Annotated in this window: 18 protein-coding genes; 15 read left to right on the top strand and 3 right to left on the bottom strand. The window is 63.1% G+C overall.

The window, feature by feature from the left end:
* The first annotated feature begins 138 nt into the window (after positions 1–138).
* Positions 139–1,428 carry a porin gene (locus AC1DVV_RS18690; protein WP_477707232.1) on the top strand — a complete coding sequence of 430 codons (1,290 nt, stop codon included), beginning with the start codon at positions 139–141 and terminating at the stop codon, positions 1,426–1,428.
* A gap of 151 nt (positions 1,429–1,579) precedes the next feature.
* A complete protein-coding gene (coq7, locus tag AC1DVV_RS18685) occupies positions 1,580–2,209 on the top strand; it encodes a 2-polyprenyl-3-methyl-6-methoxy-1,4-benzoquinone monooxygenase (protein ID WP_457282594.1) in 630 nt (209 codons plus the stop codon).
* Between the two features lie 96 nt (positions 2,210–2,305).
* Here the strand turns inward: coq7 and AC1DVV_RS18680 are convergent, their stop codons facing one another.
* On the bottom strand, positions 2,306–2,764 hold the full coding sequence (locus tag AC1DVV_RS18680; RefSeq protein ID WP_457282593.1) for an OsmC family protein: 459 nt from the start codon (positions 2,762–2,764) through the stop codon (positions 2,306–2,308).
* Between the two features lie 252 nt (positions 2,765–3,016).
* Here AC1DVV_RS18680 and ilvA point away from each other — a divergent pair, with 252 nt between their 5' ends.
* The 8 genes from ilvA to AC1DVV_RS18640 all read left to right on the top strand — a co-directional run bounded on the left by ilvA (position 3,017) and on the right by AC1DVV_RS18640 (position 12,088).
* Positions 3,017–4,660 carry a threonine ammonia-lyase, biosynthetic gene (ilvA, locus tag AC1DVV_RS18675; RefSeq protein ID WP_477667370.1) on the top strand — a complete coding sequence of 548 codons (1,644 nt, stop codon included), beginning with the start codon at positions 3,017–3,019 and terminating at the stop codon, positions 4,658–4,660.
* Between the two features lie 38 nt (positions 4,661–4,698).
* Positions 4,699–4,962 (top strand): cysteine-rich CWC family protein, encoded by a 264-nt coding sequence (locus AC1DVV_RS18670; protein ID WP_457282591.1) that lies wholly within the window; start codon positions 4,699–4,701, stop codon positions 4,960–4,962.
* Positions 4,919–5,980, top strand: coding sequence for a nicotinate-nucleotide--dimethylbenzimidazole phosphoribosyltransferase (gene cobT / locus AC1DVV_RS18665; protein ID WP_477689930.1), 1,062 nt, complete (start codon positions 4,919–4,921; stop codon positions 5,978–5,980). Before AC1DVV_RS18670 ends, cobT begins: the two co-directional genes overlap by 44 nt.
* A gap of 17 nt (positions 5,981–5,997) precedes the next feature.
* Entirely contained in the window at positions 5,998–6,852 is an 855-nt protein-coding gene (locus AC1DVV_RS18660) for an adenosylcobinamide-GDP ribazoletransferase (RefSeq protein ID WP_457282589.1), read from the top strand.
* A 130-nt stretch (positions 6,853–6,982) separates the two neighbouring features.
* Positions 6,983–7,531, top strand: a complete 549-nt coding sequence (locus AC1DVV_RS18655; protein WP_477689929.1) for a histidine phosphatase family protein — start codon at positions 6,983–6,985, stop codon at positions 7,529–7,531.
* Between the two features lie 172 nt (positions 7,532–7,703).
* On the top strand, positions 7,704–8,672 hold the full coding sequence (locus tag AC1DVV_RS18650) for a 5'-nucleotidase (RefSeq protein ID WP_457282584.1): 969 nt from the start codon (positions 7,704–7,706) through the stop codon (positions 8,670–8,672).
* A 17-nt stretch (positions 8,673–8,689) separates the two neighbouring features.
* A complete protein-coding gene (locus AC1DVV_RS18645; protein WP_477667373.1) occupies positions 8,690–10,480 on the top strand; it encodes an ABC transporter ATP-binding protein/permease in 1,791 nt (596 codons plus the stop codon).
* A complete protein-coding gene (locus AC1DVV_RS18640) occupies positions 10,481–12,088 on the top strand; it encodes an MFS transporter (protein WP_457282582.1) in 1,608 nt (535 codons plus the stop codon).
* A gap of 180 nt (positions 12,089–12,268) precedes the next feature.
* Here AC1DVV_RS18640 and queC read toward each other — a convergent pair whose 3' ends face one another.
* A complete protein-coding gene (queC, locus tag AC1DVV_RS18635; RefSeq protein ID WP_477667374.1) occupies positions 12,269–13,009 on the bottom strand; it encodes a 7-cyano-7-deazaguanine synthase QueC in 741 nt (246 codons plus the stop codon).
* A gap of 15 nt (positions 13,010–13,024) precedes the next feature.
* The gene (locus AC1DVV_RS18630; RefSeq protein WP_477707231.1) at positions 13,025–14,203 is read right to left on the bottom strand and encodes a fumarylacetoacetate hydrolase family protein; all 1,179 of its coding nucleotides are present in this window, start codon (positions 14,201–14,203) and stop codon (positions 13,025–13,027) included.
* 233 nt (positions 14,204–14,436) lie between these two features.
* On the opposite strand from AC1DVV_RS18630, the gene AC1DVV_RS18625 reads away from it, so the two are divergent.
* From AC1DVV_RS18625 to AC1DVV_RS18605, 5 genes are all read left to right on the top strand, one after another.
* Positions 14,437–15,204 (top strand): 2-keto-4-pentenoate hydratase, encoded by a 768-nt coding sequence (locus tag AC1DVV_RS18625; RefSeq protein ID WP_477701645.1) that lies wholly within the window; start codon positions 14,437–14,439, stop codon positions 15,202–15,204.
* Between the two features lie 109 nt (positions 15,205–15,313).
* On the top strand, positions 15,314–16,120 hold the full coding sequence (locus AC1DVV_RS18620; RefSeq protein ID WP_477667377.1) for an isocitrate lyase/PEP mutase family protein: 807 nt from the start codon (positions 15,314–15,316) through the stop codon (positions 16,118–16,120).
* A gap of 171 nt (positions 16,121–16,291) precedes the next feature.
* Complete coding sequence (locus AC1DVV_RS18615; RefSeq protein WP_457282577.1) at positions 16,292–16,744, top strand: carboxymuconolactone decarboxylase family protein; 453 nt, start codon at positions 16,292–16,294, stop codon at positions 16,742–16,744.
* A 12-nt stretch (positions 16,745–16,756) separates the two neighbouring features.
* Positions 16,757–17,653, top strand: coding sequence for a sigma-70 family RNA polymerase sigma factor (locus AC1DVV_RS18610; RefSeq protein ID WP_477667378.1), 897 nt, complete (start codon positions 16,757–16,759; stop codon positions 17,651–17,653).
* Complete coding sequence (locus AC1DVV_RS18605; protein WP_457282575.1) at positions 17,650–19,110, top strand: MFS transporter; 1,461 nt, start codon at positions 17,650–17,652, stop codon at positions 19,108–19,110. Before AC1DVV_RS18610 ends, AC1DVV_RS18605 begins: the two co-directional genes overlap by 4 nt.
* Positions 19,111–19,114: the final 4 nt, after the last annotated feature.

Raw genomic sequence — 19,114 nt, 5'->3', positions numbered from 1 at the left:
AAGTGATACCCCCCGTATTGCCTCTCTTTACGGGCCGCCGCATCCCCACTAATCTTTGCTCCATCGAGTCAAGCCGGTGTGTGCATTTACGGCAATGACTGCGAAGGTTTTCCCTCAATTACAACTCTTGGAGACTCCATGAAAAAACTGACCCTCGTTGCAACTGCGATCATGGGACTTTTGTCCACTTCCGCCGCCATGGCACAAAGCACCGTAACCGTGTATGGCATTGTTGATGGCGGCGTCAACCATGTCACCGGCCTACGAAGCGGAGCGATCACCCACATTGCCAGCGGCATCATGGAAGGTTCACGCTTCGGCCTGCGCGGCACCGAAGACATCGGCGGCGGCTACAAGGCCATTTTTACGCTTGAGAACCGTTTTGAAGTCGACACGGGAGCCATGTCGAACTCAGCAGCCTCGGGGACTCAAATGCCCGATCGCATGTCTACCGCCGCAGGACTTGGCTTGAGCACGCTCCCTATTCCGGCGGCCTCGACGGCCGCGCTGATCAGTGCCGTGAATGCATCCATCGGAAGCACGATTGGTGTGAACCTGCCTGGCACCGGAACCAGCCGGCTGTTTGACCGCCAGGCATTCGTGGGCCTGATTACGCCGGTCGGCGCGTTCACATTTGGCCGCCAGTACACACCTGGATACCTGGTAGGCGCCACCTTTGACGCCTCCCAGACCCAGTCCAGCCTGGCAGCCGGCCAGATTGCCAGCTTCCCGCCGGCTTTCGACATTCGTCTGAGCAACACGCTGCAGTACGGCATCCAGACGGGTGGCCTCACCGCAGCGCTGATGTATGGCGCCGGTGAAGCGGCTACCGCAACCGTTGGCAACTCCGCCAGCCGTTTCTTCGGCGGCATGGTCATCTATAAAGGCACCGGATTCTCCGTCGGTTATGGCCACAACCAGCGCAACAACGAGCTCGGCCAAAAGTCGCTGGAAAACAATGTTCTGGGTGCGACGGTCGACGTGGGCCCCGGCACCCTGTACGGCCAGTACGCCACGATCAAGGATGAGAACCCGAGCGGTCTCTCCACCATCGGCGCAACCGTTACCACCGCTAGCGGCAGCGCGCTTGTAGGTGCAGCCTTTCAATCCGCCTACAACAATGCCTTCAGGCAGGACGCCAACCTGGCGCACATCGGTTACCGCATGACCAGCGGCCCACACACATGGGTTGTGGCGTACAACCGCCTTGATGACAAGCGCCCAGCAGATGCCGACACCAGCTCCTACGGCGTGACTTACACCTACGCGCTGTCCAAGCGCACCAACCTGAATGCCGTTCTGACCCGCTTCGACAACAAGGGTTCGGGCCAGGCAGCCCCCGGTGGCAACGGTTTCCTCGGCGGCGTGACGTCTTCTGCAGGCGTTGGCTCCACCAACATCGCCCTGGGTATTCGTCACACGTTCTAAAGATCAAGGTTGCGTCCGGATCTCGATCCGGCCTCCTTTTTCAAAAAGCCCCCGCATGGGGGCTTTTTTGTGGCCGTTTCCATTCCACCGGACGAGGGATAACATGGAACCATCCCGCCTCAAGAAATCGTCCCAAAAGAACCGAAGCACCATGACCACCGCACTCGATACCGCGCTCAATGCCGCCGACGGCGCCCTGCGCACGCTTTTTGCCGCCCCGCGCGCCAGCCGTACCTGTCCCACCGTGCCTGGTGAAAAAACCGAGCTTGCCGCGCAGGACAAGGTGCGTTCAGGCGCGCTGATGCGCGTCAACCATGTGGGTGAGGTCTGTGCGCAGGCCCTGTACGCCGCGCAGGCCCTGGGTACCCGCGACCCGGCCCTGCGAGAGCACTTCCTGCAGGCCAGCCGCGAAGAGGGTGACCATCTCGCCTGGACAAAAACCCGGCTCGACGAACTCGGCGCCCGGCCTTCCCTCCTCAATCCACTCTGGTACGCCGGCGCCTTCGGCCTGGGCCTGGTCGCCAGCCGGCTCGGTGACCGCCTGAGCCTGGGTTTTGTCGTGGAGACGGAGCGCCAGGTTGAGGCCCACCTGGCAAGCCACCTGGAGCGCCTGCCGGCCGGCGACCACGAGTCGCGCGCCATCGTGGCCCAAATGAAAGACGATGAAGCGCTGCATGCACGCGAGGCCGAGCAGGCCGGCGCGCTGCAATTGCCCGAGCCGGTCAAGGCCCTGATGCGCTCTGCGGCACGCGTCATGACGACAACGGCGCACTACATCTGAAAGATTCCGCTGAAGCGCAAGCTGATGCAGGTCCAGCAGCTATAAATTTGATAGCTACTTGCGCCCGACCACAAAGGGCTTGCGGCCAAAATCATCTCAAGCCTCTATGACCTCAAAGCTGGTCGTGATCTCTGCTGTTTTCGCCAGCATGATGGTGGCCGAGCAGTATTTGTCGTGGCTCATGGCGACCGCACGTTCCACTGCGCTGGTGGCCAGGCCACGCCCTGTGACGACAAAATGCATGTGGATTTTGGTGAATACCTTGGGGTCGACAGGCGCCCTTTCAGCACTCAATTTGACCGAGCAGCCCCGAACATCCTGGCGGCCACGCTTGAGGATCAGCACCACGTCGTAGGCTGTACAGCCACCGGTGCCGGCCAGCAAGGTTTCCATGGGCCGGGGTGCCAGGTTGGCGCCGCCGTTTTCCGGTTTGTCGGCATCGGGCGCGCCGTCCATCACCAGGGTATGGCCGCTGCCGGTCTCAGCCAGAAAGCTCATGCCGGAGCGCGATCCTGTGACCGCCGTCGGGCCCGTCCAACTCACCGTGCATTCCATGAATCTCTCTCCTCATGCATAAAATTTATGATTAAACCGTGAAAAATGTCGAATTTACGCCACAAGATATTGTGCAGCGCAACATCGGCCCGCTATACTGAAATCATCGCATCAAGATCAGTTGTCCGGCAACTCAGGGTCTTTTTGCACCGGTTGTCTCCTCCACCTCCTCTAAGGGTGGATTTACAGGCCCAGACTGCAAAGTCTGGGCCTTTTTTCTTGCCCACTATGATGTCAGGCTGCGAGAAAAACATGCCAACCCACACCAAACAAGCCACGCGCCCTGCTCCCAAAGTTGCCAAAGCCACCAAAGCTTCCGGGAAATCTTCCGGCAAAACGTCGAGGCCCGCACTGAAACCAGCCGACTACCTGAAAAAGATCTTGACGGCACGGGTCTATGACGTGGCGGTGGAATCCAATCTGGAGCCCGCGAAAAACCTGAGCCTGCGCCTGAAAAACACCGTGCTGCTCAAACGCGAAGACCAGCAGCCGGTGTTCAGCTTCAAGCTGCGCGGCGCCTACAACAAGATGGCTCACCTGAGCCCCGAGCAGCTCAAAAAAGGCGTGATTTGCGCCTCGGCCGGCAACCATGCGCAGGGTGTAGCCATGAGCGCGCAAAAGCTCGGCAGCCGCGCGGTGATCGTCATGCCGACAACCACGCCGCAAATCAAGATTGATGGCGTTCAAGGCTGGGGCGGCGAAGTGGTGCTGCACGGTGACAGCTATTCGGATGCCTACGCCCACTCGGTGAAGCTGCAAAAAGAGCAGGGCCTGACTTTCGTGCATCCGTTCGACGATCCGGACGTCATTGCCGGCCAGGGCACGATTGCAATGGAAATCCTGCGTCAGCTGCAAACCCTGGGCTCGCGTCGACTGGACGCCGTGTTCGTGTCGATTGGCGGCGGGAGCCTGATTTCTGGCGTGGCCAACTACATCAAGGCGGTGCGTCCCGAGATCAAGGTGATCGGCGTGCAGATGAACGACTCGGACGCGATGATTCAGTCGGTGGCGGCGAAAAAACGCGTCACGCTGACCGACGTGGGCCTGTTTTCGGACGGCACGGCAGTGAAGCTGGTGGGCGAGGAAACCTTTCGCATCAGCCGCGAGCTGGTTGATGAGTTCATCACTGTCGATACCGATGCGGTATGCGCCGCTGTCAAGGATGTATTTGTCGATACCCGTAGCATTGTCGAGCCTGCCGGCGCGCTGGCTGTGGCCGCCATCAAGCAGTATGTAGCCCAAAACAAGACCCGGGGTGAAACCTACGCCGCGATTTTGTCCGGCGCCAATATGAACTTCGATCGCCTGCGCTTTATTGCCGAGCGGGCCGAGGTCGGCGAGGAGCGCGAAGCGCTATTCGCCGTGACGATTCCCGAAGAGCGCGGCAGCTTCCGGCACTTTTGCGAACTGATCGGCGAGCTGCCCGGCGGGCCGCGCAGCGTGACCGAGTTCAACTACCGCATCAACGACGACGCCAAGGCCCATGTCTTCGTGGGCCTGACCACTTCGGCCAAGGGCGAGAGCAGCAAGATCGCCGCGAACTTCTCGCGCCACGGCTTCAAGACACTGGACCTTACGCACGACGAGCTCGCCAAGGAACACATCCGCCACATGGTGGGCGGGCACAGTGCGTTGTCCAAAGACGAGCGCCTGCTGCGCTTCATCTTCCCGGAGCGGCCGGGCGCGCTGATGAAGTTCCTCTCCAGCATGCGGCCGGGCTGGAACATCAGCCTCTTTCACTACCGCAACCAGGGCGCCGACTACGGCCGCATCCTGGTCGGCCTGCAGGTGCCCAAGGCCGACAACAAGGCCTTCAAGGATTTTCTGGACACGCTGGGCTACCCTCACGTCGAGGAAACCGCCAACCCTGTCTACCGGCTGTTCTTGCAGAGCTGACCGCAAAGCTGACCGTAGAGCCGACAAGCCCATCCGCCATGAGCCCACAGGCCGCACCCCCGCCAACACCCGCCCAGGCCGACACCTCGGTGTGCCCCCGCTGCGGCGCCGGCCTGCGCTGCGGCATGGCGGCAGGAGACGCTGAATGCTGGTGCGTGCAACTGCCGCACATCATGCCCGTGCCCTCTGAACGAACTCCCCAACCGGAAGGCAGTGCGCTGTCGTGCTTCTGCCCCGCCTGCCTTAAACAAATCACCGATGAACGCATCCGACTTTCCGCCCCTTCTCCTGCCCGCGATTGAGCCGACTGCCGACCTCACGCTGGAGGCCAGGCTACGGCACAAGATCGACCACAAAACCAAGCCACTGGGCGCGCTCGGCCTGCTCGAAAGTGTGGCACTGCAGCTGGGCCTGATCCAGCAAAGCGAGAACATCACGCTGCAAGCTCCCCAAATGGTGGTCTTCGCGGCCGACCACGGCATCGCCGCCGAAGGCGTTTCGGCTTTTCCACAAGCGGTTACGGTGCAAATGGTCGGCAACATGCTGGCCGGCGGCGCCGCCATCAACGTCTTCGCGCGCCAGCACGGCTTTGCCCTGCACGTGGTGGATGCCGGCGTGGCCGCGGACTTGCCCGCGCACCCGCAGCTGCTGCAGCGCAAGATCGCCCACGGCACCCAAAACATCTGCAGCGGGCCTGCAATGTCACACCTGCAAACCCTCGCCGCGCTCACGGCGGGCATGGACATCCTGCAAGCGCTACCCGGCAATGTGGTGGCGTTTGGCGAAATGGGCATTGCCAACACCTCGCCTGCCGCCCTGTTGCTGGCACGTCTTGCCGTCATCAGCATCGACGACGCCACGGGGCGCGGCACCGGCCTGGATGACCAGCAGCTGCAACGCAAACGCGCCGTGCTGGCGCGCGCGCTGGCCCGTCACCCCGACGCAACGCAGCCCCTGGATGCATTGGCCGCCCTGGGGGGCTTTGAAATCGCCATGATGGCCGGCGCCATGCTCCAGGCCGCCAGCGAGCGCCGCGTGGTACTGGTCGACGGCTTCATCGCAGGGGCGGCAGCACTGGTGGCCCGCTCGCTCGCTCCCGCGGTGCAGGGCTACATGGTGTTTTGCCACCGTTCCGACGAGCACGGCCATCGCCTGCTGTTGGCGCACCTGAAAGCCCAACCGCTGCTGGACCTGGGCCTGCGCCTCGGCGAAGGCACGGGCGCGCTGCTGGCCTGGCCGCTGGTGCAATCGGCGGCCGGCTTTCTCAATGAAATGGCGAGCTTTGACTCTGCCGGTGTGAGCGGGCGGGAAGACGCATAAACCACCATGGGCCTCGCATGACATCCATCACCCTGTTTGTCCGCGAGTTCCTGCTCGCCGTCCAGTTCTTCACGCGCATCCCTATCACAGGGCGGCTGGCCGCCTGGGTGGGCTACAGCCCCGAGTTGTTGCGCGCCAGTGCCGGCCACTTCCCTGGGGTCGGCATTCTGGTGGGCCTGTTTGCCGCCGCCGTGTACGCGCTGTTTCATGCGGTGTTACCCGACACCACGTTCTCGCCGCTGGTGGCCGCGGCGTTTTCCACTGCCGCCACCGCGCTGCTGACGGGCGGCTTCCACGAAGACGGCCTTGCCGATGTAGCCGACGGCCTGGGCGGCAGTCACGACAAAGGCCGTGCGCTCGAAATCATGAAAGACTCGCGCGTGGGTGCCTTTGGCGCCATGGCGCTGGTGCTCGCCCTGCTGAGCAAGGTCGCGCTGCTGGCCATCCTCGGCTCGGTCGAAGGCGCGCCCGCCGGCTGGGGTGACTGGGAGGAAGCCCCCTTTGGCAGCTGGTATGTCTGCGCCGCGCTGTGCACGGGCCACATCATGTCGCGCGGCCTGCCGCTGCTGCTGATTTACCTGCTGCCGCACGTGGGCGACACCGCCCAGTCCAAATCCAAGCCGCTGGCGGACCAGATCTCCCCCGGCAGCCTGCTGGTGGGTTTTTCCTGGTGCCTCGCCGCGCTGGCACTGGCCACCTTCGTGCTCGACGTCATGAACCTCATCGTCGCCTGCAGCTTTTCCGTGCTCGCACTGCTGTGGATGGGCCGCCTCTTCAAACGCCGGCTGCAGGGTTTTACCGGCGACTGCCTGGGCGCCACCCAGCAGGTTTGCGAAATCGCTTTTTACCTGGGCCTGGCCATCAGTCTATGAAATGGCCCCCACGCTTCCCCACTTCGTGTGGGTCGCTGCCCCCCGAGGGGGCCGCTGCGCCTGCGGCCCGGCAAAGCCGGTTCCGCGGCCCTGGCTGGTATTCGCAGCACAACCCCAGGCCGGTCTTTGAATGAAACTTTGGCTGGTCCGCCACGCAAAGCCCCTGATTGACGCCGGCGTTTGCTACGGCCGGCAGGATGTGGCGGCCGACGCCGACGCAACCGCCGAATGCGCCCGAACGCTGGCAGAGATGCTCCCTCTTGCCACCCGTGTCATCAGCTCCCCGCTACAAAGATGTGAGCACCTTGCGCTCGTCCTGAGCGGCTTGCGGGCCGATTTGACCTATAAAACCGACCCACGATTGCAGGAAATGGACTTCGGCAACTGGGAAGGCCGCAGCTGGCAGCACATTGCACCGGCCGAGCTGCAAGCCTGGACCGATGGCTTTGCCCAACATGCCGTGGGCGGCAGCGGCGAGAGCACTATGCAAGTCATGGCGCGTGTGGCCGCGGCCTTTGACGAGTTGCAGGGCGAGGTTGATACCTTGTGGGTCACGCATGCAGGCGTCATCCGCGCCGCGGAACTGATTGCACGTGGCCAGCGTCAGATCACAAGGGCAGACGAGTGGCCGATCAACGCACCCAGCTATGGACAATGGTGCAAACTGGAGCTTGTATGAACACCCCCGTCGGATGCTCGCTGCGCGTAGCACCTTCCCCCCTTGCAGGGGGCGATGCCTGTGGCCTGGCAAAGCCAGTTCCACGGCATCTGCTTGCATCGCGCCGTAGCTCGGCGATCAACGCCGGGAAGCCATCCCGAAAAACACACTGACAACAACAAGGCATCAAACAATGGCAGCAACTCTGGATGGTCAGCTCGTGGTGGCGATCTCGTCACGCGCGCTGTTTGACTTTGAAGAAGAAAACCAGGTTTTCGAAACCGGCATGACGGCCGAGCCCGTGCCCGGTGCAAAAAAAGACGCGGCTTACATGAAGCTGCAACTCGAGCGCCTGGATGTTCCGGCCAAGCCCGGCGTAGCATTTTCGCTGGTCAAAAAACTGCTGGCCTTCAACGAGGTACCCGAAAGCGCCGGGGAAGCGGCCAGTCCCACTGCACCCACCCAGCGCGTCGAAGTCGTGATCCTCTCGCGCAACGACCCCGTCTCCGGCATGCGGGTTTTTCGCTCGGCCCAACATTACGGCCTCAAGATAGAACGCGGCACCTTCAACCGCGGCGAGGCGCCCTGGCGCTACCTCAAGCCCCTGCACGCCAATCTTTTCCTGTCCGCCCATCTGAGCGATGTACGTGACGCCCTGCTGGCAGGCGTGCCGGCCGCGCAGGTGTATCCGCATTCGGTGCGCGCCAGCGATGCACACCCCAACGAAGTGCGCATCGCCTTCGACGGTGACGCGGTGCTGTTTTCGGACGAAGCCGAGCGCGTCTTCCAGGCACAGGGCCTGTCAGCCTTCCAGCAGCACGAACGCGACAAGGCCACACAGCCGCTGCTGGCCGGCCCGTTCAAGCCCCTGCTCGAAGCACTGCACCGCCTGCAGCAGGTCGGCACCTCGCACATGCGCATACGCACCGCCCTGGTCACCGCCCGCAGCGCGCCCGCGCATGAACGCGCCATCCGCACGCTGATGGACTGGAACATCGAGGTCGATGAAGCCATGTTCCTGGGGGGTCTCGCCAAAGGCGAATTCCTGCGCGAATTCGAGCCCGACTTTTTCTTCGACGACCAGACCGGTCACGTGCACTCCGCCTCGCAGCATGTGCCCTCGGGCCACGTGGCCAGCGGTGTTTCCAACCAGCTTTCCTGAGCCGCGAAAGGGCTTTCATGAATCCGTCCAGTCTTTTCGCAAAATTTGCCGCATTCAGTCTTTTTGCCAGGCGGATAGCCGCACTGGCCGCCCCTTACTTCCGGTCCGAAGAAAAATGGAAGGCACGCGGCCTTCTCGTGGCCATCGTGCTGCTCAACCTCGGCACGGTTTACATGGCAGTGCAGTTCAACGACTGGTACCGCGTGTTTTATGACGCACTTGAAAAACGCGACCAGATCGTCTTCTGGCAGCAGATGGGCCGATTCAGCTATCTGGCCTTTGGCGCGATCATCATCGCCGTCTACAAGTTCTACCTGACACAGTTGCTGCAAATGCGCTGGCGCGCGTGGATGACACGCGACTACCTGCGCCGCTGGCTGTCGCACCACGCCTTCTACAAGATGGAGCTCGCGCGTTATTCGGCGACAACCGACATCAACGCCAGCCCGGACAACCCGGACCAGCGGATTCAGGAAGACGTGCAGTCTTTCACCACCTCCACGATCACACTGAGCATGGGCCTGCTCAATGCGGTCGTGACGCTGGTCAGTTTTGTCGGCCTTCTCTGGGTTCAGTCGGGTCCGCTGGACTTCACCCTGGGCGGAAGCAGCTATTTCATCCCGGGTTACATGGTCTGGGCCGCGGTGGCCTATTGCCTGGTCGGCAGCGTGCTGGCGCATTACATCGGTCGGCCACTGATCAAACTCAACTTCTTGCAGCAGCGCTACGAAGCCAATTTTCGCCACCACATGGTACGGGCGCGTGAATACAGCGAATCCATTGCGCTGGACCATGGCGAGGCGGTGGAGCGCAGCCAGCTCGATGGTCGTTTCACGACGGTGCTGGCGAACTACCTGAACCTGATACGCGCCAACAAAAAACTCATCTGGTTCCAGAGCTTCTTCGGCCAGGCTGCCTTGATTTTTCCGTTCCTTGTTGCGGCACCTCGCTTCTTCGGCGGAGCAATCCAGCTTGGCCAGCTGATTCAGATTTCCTCGACCTTCGGCAAGGTTCAGGACTCACTCAGCTGGTTTGTGGATAACTACGACAATCTCGCCAGCTGGCGCGCGACAACAGATCGCCTGACAAGCTTCGAAGACAGCATGATTGCGCAGGCAAAAGACAACGTCGGCCTGGTCACCAGTGCGTCCACATCGCTCACGTCGAGCGACCTCAATCTGGCCCTGCCGACCGGAACCGTTCTCCTGACAGGCGTCGAACTGCATGCCGACGCCGGCGATCACATTCTGCTCAGAGGCCCTTCCGGCAGCGGAAAGTCCACCCTTTTTCGCGCTTTGGCAGGCATCTGGCCGTTTGCCACCGGCCGTATCGCCCGACCTGAAAACGCCATGTTCATCCCGCAGCGTCCGTATTTCCCGAACGGCTCCTTGCGCGATGCACTGGCTTACCCCGAACTGGCGGCAGGCTACACCGACGACACACTGAAGCAAGCCCTCAATGAAGCCCTGCTGCCCGACCTGGCCGCACGGCTGGACGAAGAAGACGCCTGGAGTCAAAAGCTTTCTGGCGGTGAGCAACAGCGCCTCTCCATCGCTCGGGTATTGCTGAAGAAACCCAAATGGATTTTTGCGGACGAAGCCACCAGCGCGCTCGATGAGGCAGCTGAAAAAACGCTGTATGAACGTTTGCTGGCGCTCGTCAAAACATCGGGAGGCGCGATCATCTCGATCGCCCACCGCCCCAACGTGGCAGCCTTTCACAACAAGACCTGGGCTTTCGAAAAGCTGCCCGAAGGCTCACCCGCGCTGTTCACGCTGAACCAGCGTGCCGCACAGGAAGCGCCCTGAATGCCCGAGGAAGCTTCAAGAACCCCCGAGCCGGTAACGGCTGAATCCCTCTCCGCCTGGGCGCCCATCAAGCGCCCGGTGTTCCGCATGCTGTGGAGCACCTGGCTGGTCGCCAACATCTGCATGTGGATGAACGATGTGGCGGCCGCATGGATGATGACCTCCATGACCACCTCGCCCCTCTGGGTGGCGCTGGTGCAGTCGGCTTCCACACTGCCGGTTTTCTTGCTCGGGCTGCCCAGCGGCGCACTGGCCGACATCCTGGACAGGCGCCGCTACTTCATCATGACGCAGTTCTGGGTGGCGGTGGTGGCCACGCTGCTGTGCATCGCCGTGATTTCCGATGTCATGACGCCGCCGCTGCTGCTGGCGCTGACCTTTGCCAACGGCGTGGGCCTGGCCATGCGCTGGCCGGTGTTTGCCGCCATCGTGCCCGAGCTGGTTCCCCGCGTGCAGTTGCCCGCCGCGCTGGCGCTCAACGGTGTTTCGATGAACGCGTCGCGCATCGTCGGCCCACTCGTTGCCGGCGCTTTGATTGCCGGCGCCGGCACCGAATACGTGTTCGTACTCAACGCCGTGCTGTCGGTCATTTCGGGCTTTGTCATCATGCGCTGGCGGCGCGACCACGCGCCCAGCCCGCTGGGGCGCGAGCGCCTGGTCAGCGCCATGCGCGTCGGCCTGCAGTTTGTGAGCCAGTCGGCGCGCCTGCGTGCGGTGCTGCTGCGCGTGGCCATTTTCTTTTTTCACTCCACCGCCCTGCTGGCTTTGCTGCCGCTGGTGGCGCGCGGCCTGCACGGCGGTGACGCCGGCACCTTCACGCTGCTGCTGGCCTCCATGGGCACAGGCGCCATCATCGCGGCGCTGAACCTGGCGCGGCTGCGCCAGATGATGCCGCGCGACGTGCTCGTAATGCGATCGACACTCCTGCAGACGGCATCCACCGCCGCCATGGCTTTCGCGCCCAATGTGTATGTGGCCGTTCCGGCCATGCTGCTCAACGGCATGGCCTGGATAACCTGCGCCAATTCGCTCAGCGTGTCGGCCCAGCTGTCATTGCCCGACTGGGTGCGCGCGCGCGGCATGTCGATGTACCAGATGGCCATCATGGGCGCCAGCGCAGCGGGTGCGGCGCTCTGGGGCCACGTGGCAGGCCTCACCAGCGTATCCACCGGCCTGCTGATGGCTGCCGCCAGCGGCTCGATCGTGATGATGGTGGCGCAGTACCTCGTGTCGGACCTCAGCATTGAAGAAGACCTGACGCCGTCGCGCCAGTTCAAGGCGCCAGTGGCTGAAGAGCCACCTGGTGCAGGCCGCGTGGTGGTGAGGATTCACTACCAGATAGACATGGCGCGCGCCGACGATTTTCGCGCGCTGATGCAGGAAAGCCGCCGCAGCCGCCTGCGCCAGGGCGCGCTGGAATGGGAACTGCTGCGCGACGTCAACAAACCCGGCCACTACATCGAGCAGATCATTGACGAGTCATGGACCGAGCACCTGCGCCGCTTTGACCGCGTGACGGCCAGCGACGTGGCGCTGCGCGAACGCAAACTCGGATTTCACCTGGGCGAAGAACCCCCGCTTGTCACCCGCAGCATCGTCGAGAGTTAGGCCCCCACGGTCGCTCACTTCGTGTAGCTCCCTGCCCCCCGAGAGGGCCGCCCGCCCGTGGCCCGGCAAAGCCGGTTCCACGGCTCATGCTGGCTTAAGAGTTCATTGGGCGCGACCAGTGGGGGCCGCGGAACCGGCTTTGCCGGACCGCAGGCGCCGCCCCCTCGAGGGGGGAACAGGCTACACGGAGTGAGCCTGGACGGGGGTGGTTTTATAGCCCGCATAGCCCCGCGCCCGCAATTCGCAGGCCGGGCACGTCCCGCACCCATAGCCCCAGGCATGCCGGTGCACGCGATCGCCGAGGTAGCAGGTGTGGGTGTGTTCCACGATCAGGTTGACCAGCGCTTCGCCGCCGTTGGGCTCGCCGGATTTTTCACCGATGTCATGCGCCAGCCGCCAGGTGTCGGCCTTGTCGATCCACATCAACGGCGTCTCGATCAGGAAGCGTTTGTCCATGCCCAGCGACAACGCCAGCTGCATGGCTTTCATGGTGTCGTCGCGGCAATCGGGGTAGCCCGAAAAGTCGGTTTCGCAAACGCCGGTGACCAGCACCTGCAAATCTCGCCGGTAGGCCAGCGCGGCCGCCAGCGTGAGGAACAGCAGGTTGCGCCCCGGCACAAAAGTGTTGGGCAGGCCCGAGCTTTCCATCTTGAAAGCGACGTCACGTGTCAATGAGGTGTCGCTGACCTGCCCGAGCACCGCGAGATCCAGCAGGTGGTCTTCACCAATCTTGTGGGCCCACTGTGGAAACTGCTGTTTGATTTCGCGCAGCACATTGAGCCGCGCCTCCAGCTCCACCTTGTGGCGCTGGCCGTAGTCAAACGCCACCGTCTCGACACGTTCGTATTTCGACAGCGCCTGCGCCAGGCAGGTGGTGGAATCCTGCCCGCCGGAAAACAGCACCAATGCAGAGGTATGCATCCGCCCTCTCCTTCTTTACAGCAGCTTGCGCTTGGCCAGGCTTTTCATCAACGCCGAAATGCCGAAGGTCCACGGCGCGGCCTCGTCGGAGGTGGTGACGCGGTTGACCAGGCTGCCCAGCTGCGGCGTGGCCACCGTCACCACATCACCCACCACGTGGGTAAAGCCCTGGCCGGGGCCATGGCGGTCTTGCGTGGGCGCAAACATGGTGCCCAGGAAGAGCATGAAACCGTCAGGGTACTGGTGGTTGGGGCCAATGGCCTGCGCCACCAGGTCCAGTGGGTCGCGGCTGATTTTCTTCAGCGAGCTACCGCCCTTCATCACAAAGCCCTCAGGTCCCGTCACGGTGATGCTCAGGTCGCTGCTGCGTACATGGTCGATGGTGAAGCGCTCGTCGAGCAGGCGGATGAAGGGGCCGATCGCGCACGAGGCGTTGTTGTCTTTGGCTTTGCCCAGCAGCAATGCGCTGCGGCCTTCGAAGTCGCGCAGGTTCACGTCGTTGCCCAGCGCCGCACCCACCGTCTCGCCACGCGAGTTCACGGCCAGCACGACTTCAGGCTCGGGGTTGTTCCAGTCGCTGCCCGGATGTATGCCCACTTCGGCGCCCGTGCCGACCGCGCTCATCGGCTGGCTCTTGGTAAAGATTTCCGCGTCGGGGCCAATGCCCACTTCCAGGTACTGCGACCACATGCCTTTTGCGATCAATACGTCTTTGAGTTGGGCGGCTTCGGGTGAGCCGGGCTTGATCTTGCCCAGGTTCTCGCCGATCACGGCGATCACCGCCTTGCGCGCCTCGTCAGCCTTGCTGGCGTCGCCGCCGGCCTGTTCTTCAATCACGCGCTCGAGCATCGATTCGACAAACGTCACGCCCGAGGCTTTCAGTGCCTGCAGGTCGCATGGCGCCAGCAGCCAGGGCAGCTTGGTGTCATGTGCATCCTCAGCGGAATTGGCCAGCACTTCGGCCGTGCCCGCCAGTCGCGGCAGCTTCGCCGCAGCGGCCCGCACAACCCTGGCGACACCCGGCAATTCCAGCAGCTGGCTGGCGGTTGGCGCAACGCTGGAAAGGTCGTACACACCGTCGGGTGTGACCAAGGCCAGCACCGGGCCAGTGCCTTCTATCCAGACACGCCCCACCAGCAAGGCATCAGCGGCGTCAACAGGCAGGGTGGAAGCAGGGCTCAGGGAGTTTTTCATGATGTTGGAAGGGAAGAACAGGAAGGGCAGCACACAAAAGCGTATGAAGCTGTCAATAGTACAAGGAAGTACGAAAAGCCCAGGCGCCCCGCTGAGGGTTGAGGAAAAGCGCACGCACACGTCTCGGCCCCAAGCGTGCGCCGCTACACTAAAACGCACCCGCTTGCGGAACACTGCCTTCATGCCACCCGGGAGGCAGCCAAACCTTCACACCCCTGATTTTTAAGCGAAATATGCCTCTATCCCCCGAAAAACTTGCGCAAGCAGCTATCGAATTAATAGCAAGGCGAACCACGGGAAAGGCGGGCCCACGCTTGCCCGACAGCTGCCGTCCTGTCGACCTGGAAGACGGCTGGCAGGTGCAGCAGGAAGTCACCCGCCGGCTGGGCCAGCCGGTGGCCGGCTGGAAGGCTTCACCGCCCAGCCCCGGCAAGCTGGTGGCCGCCCCCATCTACCAGCCCGCCCTCAACCGTGCCGCGATCTGCGCCGTCCCCTTTCCCTTGGGTGCCACCGCCGTAGTGGTTGAACCAGAGCTGGCTTTTGTGCTGGCCAAAGACCTGCCCCCGCGCGCACAGCCCTACACCGAGGCCGAGGTGGATGCAGCCATTGGTTCCGTCCATGCTGCACTGGAAATCTGCGCCAGCCGCTACACCGACCACAGCAGCCTGCCTTTTCCCGAACTGCTGGCCGACGGCATCGTCAACAACGGCCTGTGGCTGGGGCCAGAACTGTGCGGGCCCGATGTGGCGGCATTTGAATTGACCTGGCAAGTCGCCGGGGAGCCCGCGCAAACCGCCGAAGCGACACACCCGAACGGCGACCCACGCACGCCGCTGTACTGGCTGGCCAATTTCCTGCGCGAACGCGGCATCGGCCTGCTGGCGGGCCAGGCGGTGATCACCGGCTCCTATGCCGGTGTACTGACGTTGCCCCTCGGAAAGCGCACGCAGTTTGACTACGCGGGCCTGGCCCGGTTTGAGGTGGAATTTCGCGGCGCGTAACCTGAAGTAAATAGGTCAGAAAAGGGACGGAAATGGCCAGGCGCCTCAGCCCGGCTTGCTAAGCTGTGCGCCTCGATTCTCCAATCCCGCCAACAACGACGGAGCCGCCATGCAAGTCCTTCACCACCAACAATTCGCCCAACTCCACCAGGCGCCCCACGGCGTTTTGCTGCTGCCTAATGCCTGGGACGCTGCCAGTGCCAAAATCTTTGAAGCTTCCGGTGCCAAAGCCGTGGCCACCAGCAGCGCGTCTCTGGCCTGGGCCTGCGGCTATGCCGACGGCGGCGCCTTGCCGCCCGACGAGTTGCTCGATGCCGTCGCCCGCATCACCCGTGTCTTGAGCCTGCCGCTGACCGTCGACATGGAAGACGGCTACAGCGAGAGCCCCGCCGAGGTAGGCCGCCTGGCCGCCGAGCTGGTCGCCGTGGGTGCGGCGGGCATCAACCTCGAAGACGGCAGCGGCGCCCCAGCCCTGCTGGCCGACAAGATCAAGGCCATACGCAGCACACTCAAAGGCGCACCGCTGTTTATCAATGCCCGTACCGATGTTTACCTGCGCAAGCTGAAAGTCGAAGGCACACCGGCGCAGGCCAGCATCGCCCGCCTCAAGCTGTACCAGCAAGCCGGGGCGGACAGCGCCTTTGTACCCGGCCTCACGGCGTTGCCGGAGGTCAAGGAAATCTGCGCGGCTGTCAGCCTGCCGCTGAACCTGATGGCCATGCCCGGGCTGCCGGCCATTGCCGAGCTGCAAGCCGCCGGCGTGCGGCGCGTCAGCGTAGGGCCGGCGCCTTTCCAGGTGGCTTATGAACACGCCCGAACCAGCGTCGAGGCCTTGCTGAAACAGGACCTGTCTCCGCTGCTCGGCCCCAAGCTGGACTATTCGGCGATGAACACCTTGTTGAACACGCCACGCTAGAGCGCACAGGCGCTTGCCCGCTATCGCCTGTATTCCTTTGGGGATCAGGCGATTTTTCATTTATTTCATCTTTTTTTGAAGGCAGGCGTCACAACGCGTCACAAACGGCAAAGCTGAATCGTCAATACGGTGTGACACCCAACTTTTCAACTTGTTTTTAAAGGAAACACCATGACTGCCGCTACCGCTACCTCCGCCAACACTGCCCCCGTCCGTATCGATCTCGCGATTCCTGATGTCTACCCCGCCCTGCTCAAGGTCAGTCAAACCATTGGCGCCCAGGGCCTGGACAAAAAACTGCACCACCTGATTCACCTGCGCGCCTCGCAAATCAACGGCTGCGCTTTCTGCGTCAAGATGCACCTGCGGGAAGCCCGTGAAGACGGCGAAACCCAGGACAGGCTGGACCGCCTCGTCGTCTGGGCGCATGTCAACGACTTCAGTGAAGCCGAGAAAGCCGCACTGGCCTGGACGGAAGCCCTGACCACGCTCGACCACAAGACCGACTACGCCAGCCTGCGCGGCCGCCTGCGTCAATCGTTCAGTGACAAAGAGATTGGCGCTCTGACCGCTACCATCGGCATGATCAATCTCTGGAACCGCATTCAGGTCTCGGCACACTAAGGTTTACGCATCATGGCCAGCATCGACCCCACCGCCGTATTTGAAGAAAGGCGCAGGCACCTGTTTGGCCTGGCCTACCGCATCCTCGGTTCGCGGGCCGATGCCGAAGACGCCGTGCAGGACGTCTTCATCAAATGGCTGGCGGCCGACCACGCGAGCATCGCGACACCGGCCGCCTGGCTCACCGCCATCTGCACGCGCCACTGCATCGACATGCTGCGCGACGCGCAGCGCAGCCGGGTCGACTATGTCGGCACCTGGTTGCCTGAACCCATCCATACCCAGACCGAAGACACACCCGAAACACACGCCCTGCTGGCCTCGTCGCTGAGCATGGCTTTCTTGCTGCTGCTCGAACGCCTCACGCCCAAAGAGCGCGCTGCCTACCTGCTGCATGAGATTTTTGAGACCCCCTATGCCGAAGTGGCCGAGATGCTGGACATGGAGGAAGCCGCCTGCCGCAAGCTGGTCTCGCGCGCCAGCACCAGCATCTCCCAGGGCAAGGTACGGCACGTGACGCCGCCCAAGGTGCAGGACGACCTGCTCACCGCTTTCCGCGAAGCCATCACCGCTGGCAGTACAGAATCACTCGCCAGCCTGCTCTCGGACGACATCGCACTGAGCACCGACAGCGGCGGCAAGGTCAGCTCGGTTGAAGGCATCTTCCAGGGCAAGGGCAGCGTGCTCACCCTGCTGACGACGCAGCTGGCCCGCTACTGGGCCCACTACGAATGGGTACCCTGCGAGATCAACGGTGGCCGCGCCATCCAGCTGCGGACGAGCACCGGCGAGATCGCCGCCGCCATCACCTTTGCCTATAACGACGAAGGCAAGGCCAACAACATCTTCATCATGCGCAACCCGGACAAGCTTGACGGGCTGGCCTTCGGACCCGAGGCGCTGGAATGAACAACACCTCAAGCAACACATCAGGCATCGCTCCCACAGGCTGGATCGCCCTGCTGACCGGCGTCAATGCCATCCGCACGCTGGCGCTGGTCGGCGGCGTCGCACTACATGCCATCAACCTCTACATCGGCACCACCATCCTGCCATCCGTCGTACGCGACATTGGCGGGCTGGAGTTCTACGCCTGGAACACCGCCCTCTTCGTGGTGGCTTCCATCATCAGCGCCGCCATGGCGACGCAGGTGCTGGGCAAGCTCGGGCCGCGCTTTGCCTATGTGCTCGGCGCCGCGATCTTTGCCGTGGGCTCGCTCGCCTGTGCGCTGGCGCTTTCCATGCCCGTCATGCTGGCCGGGCGTGTGGTGCAGGGCTTTGGCGGTGGCCTGCTGCTGGCCCTGCCCTACGCCATGATTCGCCTGCTGTATGACGAGGCCTTGTGGTCCCGCGCCATCGGCCTGCTGTCGGGTATGTGGGGCGTGGCCACACTGGTGGGGCCCGCCATAGGGGGCGTGTTTGCCCAGATGGATGCCTGGCGCTGGGCGTTTGGCGCGCTCATTCCGGCGGCGGTTCTGTTCACCGTGCTCGCCGTCTGCGTGATTCCACGGCACAACTCCATCAGCAGCCCGCCGACATCCGTACCGTGGATGCAGTTGCTCCTGCTGGCCGGCGCGGTCTTCGCCGTTTCTGCTGGCAGCGTCAGCACACAAGTCATGTGGAATGCGGCCGGTGTAGGTGCAGCGGTTGCGCTCAGCGCGTTGCTGGTCATCGTCGACAAGCACGCCGCCAACCGCCTGTTGCCGCAGGATGCGTTTCGCCCCGGGGCGCTGGGCGCCCTTTACCTCGCGATGGGGCTGCTGGGCATGACGGTCACCAGCACCGAGATTTTTTCACCCTTGTTCTTTCAGGTCCTGCATGCCCAGACACCGCTGGTATCAGGCTATCTCGCCGCCATCATGTCGGCGGGCTGGACCCTGGGCTCACTCATCAGCTCCAGCGCCACCGGCAGCCGGGCCAGGCTGGCCATCCGCGTTGCACCAGTGCTGGCACTGGCGGGCCTGGTGGGCATGGCTGTGCTGATGCCCGCACCCAGTAATGGCGGCTGGCCCGTGCTGGCGCCAATCTGCGCCGCCATGGTGGCCGTGGGTTTTGCCGTCGGCATCGCCTGGCCGCACCTGAGCACGCGTGTGCTGCAGATTGCGCCGCCCGGCGAAGAAGACCTGGCTGCCTCTTCCATCATGACAGTGGAGCTGTTTGCCACCGCCATGGGTGCGGCCCTGGCCGGCATGGTCGCCAACCTCGGGGGCCTCACCAGCCCCGGTGGTGTACCCGGAACGGCGGGCGCAGCGCAATGGCTGTTCGTCGTGTTCGCCCTGGCACCCGCGCTGTGCCTGCTGACTTCACGGCAAACGGCGAAGCCAGACCCGCCTGCCCTCAGGCAGACAGCCAACAGCGCCGCATAAGGTG

This window comes from Polaromonas sp. P3_B4 (assembly GCF_056402835.1).
Note: the sequence above shows the minus strand (reverse complement) of the source record. Positions and strands in the feature narration are given on the sequence as shown.

Bases quoted from the DNA above. Each gene is read 5' to 3' on its own strand.
- AC1DVV_RS18645 (WP_477667373.1), top strand. From the start codon at position 8,690: ATGAATCCGTCCAGTCTTTTCGCAAAATTTGCCGCATTCAGTCTTTTT.
- AC1DVV_RS18680 (WP_457282593.1), bottom strand. From the start codon at position 2,764: ATGGAATGCACGGTGAGTTGGACGGGCCCGACGGCGGTCACAGGATCG.
- AC1DVV_RS18650 (WP_457282584.1), top strand. From the start codon at position 7,704: ATGGCAGCAACTCTGGATGGTCAGCTCGTGGTGGCGATCTCGTCACGC.
- AC1DVV_RS18640 (WP_457282582.1), top strand. From the start codon at position 10,481: ATGCCCGAGGAAGCTTCAAGAACCCCCGAGCCGGTAACGGCTGAATCC.
- AC1DVV_RS18690 (WP_477707232.1), top strand. From the start codon at position 139: ATGAAAAAACTGACCCTCGTTGCAACTGCGATCATGGGACTTTTGTCC.
- ilvA (WP_477667370.1), top strand. From the start codon at position 3,017: ATGCCAACCCACACCAAACAAGCCACGCGCCCTGCTCCCAAAGTTGCC.
- AC1DVV_RS18615 (WP_457282577.1), top strand. From the start codon at position 16,292: ATGACTGCCGCTACCGCTACCTCCGCCAACACTGCCCCCGTCCGTATC.
- AC1DVV_RS18625 (WP_477701645.1), top strand. From the start codon at position 14,437: ATGCCTCTATCCCCCGAAAAACTTGCGCAAGCAGCTATCGAATTAATA.
- AC1DVV_RS18630 (WP_477707231.1), bottom strand. From the start codon at position 14,203: ATGAAAAACTCCCTGAGCCCTGCTTCCACCCTGCCTGTTGACGCCGCT.
- queC (WP_477667374.1), bottom strand. From the start codon at position 13,009: ATGCATACCTCTGCATTGGTGCTGTTTTCCGGCGGGCAGGATTCCACC.
- coq7 (WP_457282594.1), top strand. From the start codon at position 1,580: ATGACCACCGCACTCGATACCGCGCTCAATGCCGCCGACGGCGCCCTG.
- AC1DVV_RS18620 (WP_477667377.1), top strand. From the start codon at position 15,314: ATGCAAGTCCTTCACCACCAACAATTCGCCCAACTCCACCAGGCGCCC.
- AC1DVV_RS18655 (WP_477689929.1), top strand. From the start codon at position 6,983: ATGAAACTTTGGCTGGTCCGCCACGCAAAGCCCCTGATTGACGCCGGC.
- AC1DVV_RS18670 (WP_457282591.1), top strand. From the start codon at position 4,699: ATGAGCCCACAGGCCGCACCCCCGCCAACACCCGCCCAGGCCGACACC.
- cobT (WP_477689930.1), top strand. From the start codon at position 4,919: ATGAACGCATCCGACTTTCCGCCCCTTCTCCTGCCCGCGATTGAGCCG.
- AC1DVV_RS18660 (WP_457282589.1), top strand. From the start codon at position 5,998: ATGACATCCATCACCCTGTTTGTCCGCGAGTTCCTGCTCGCCGTCCAG.
- AC1DVV_RS18610 (WP_477667378.1), top strand. From the start codon at position 16,757: ATGGCCAGCATCGACCCCACCGCCGTATTTGAAGAAAGGCGCAGGCAC.
- AC1DVV_RS18605 (WP_457282575.1), top strand. From the start codon at position 17,650: ATGAACAACACCTCAAGCAACACATCAGGCATCGCTCCCACAGGCTGG.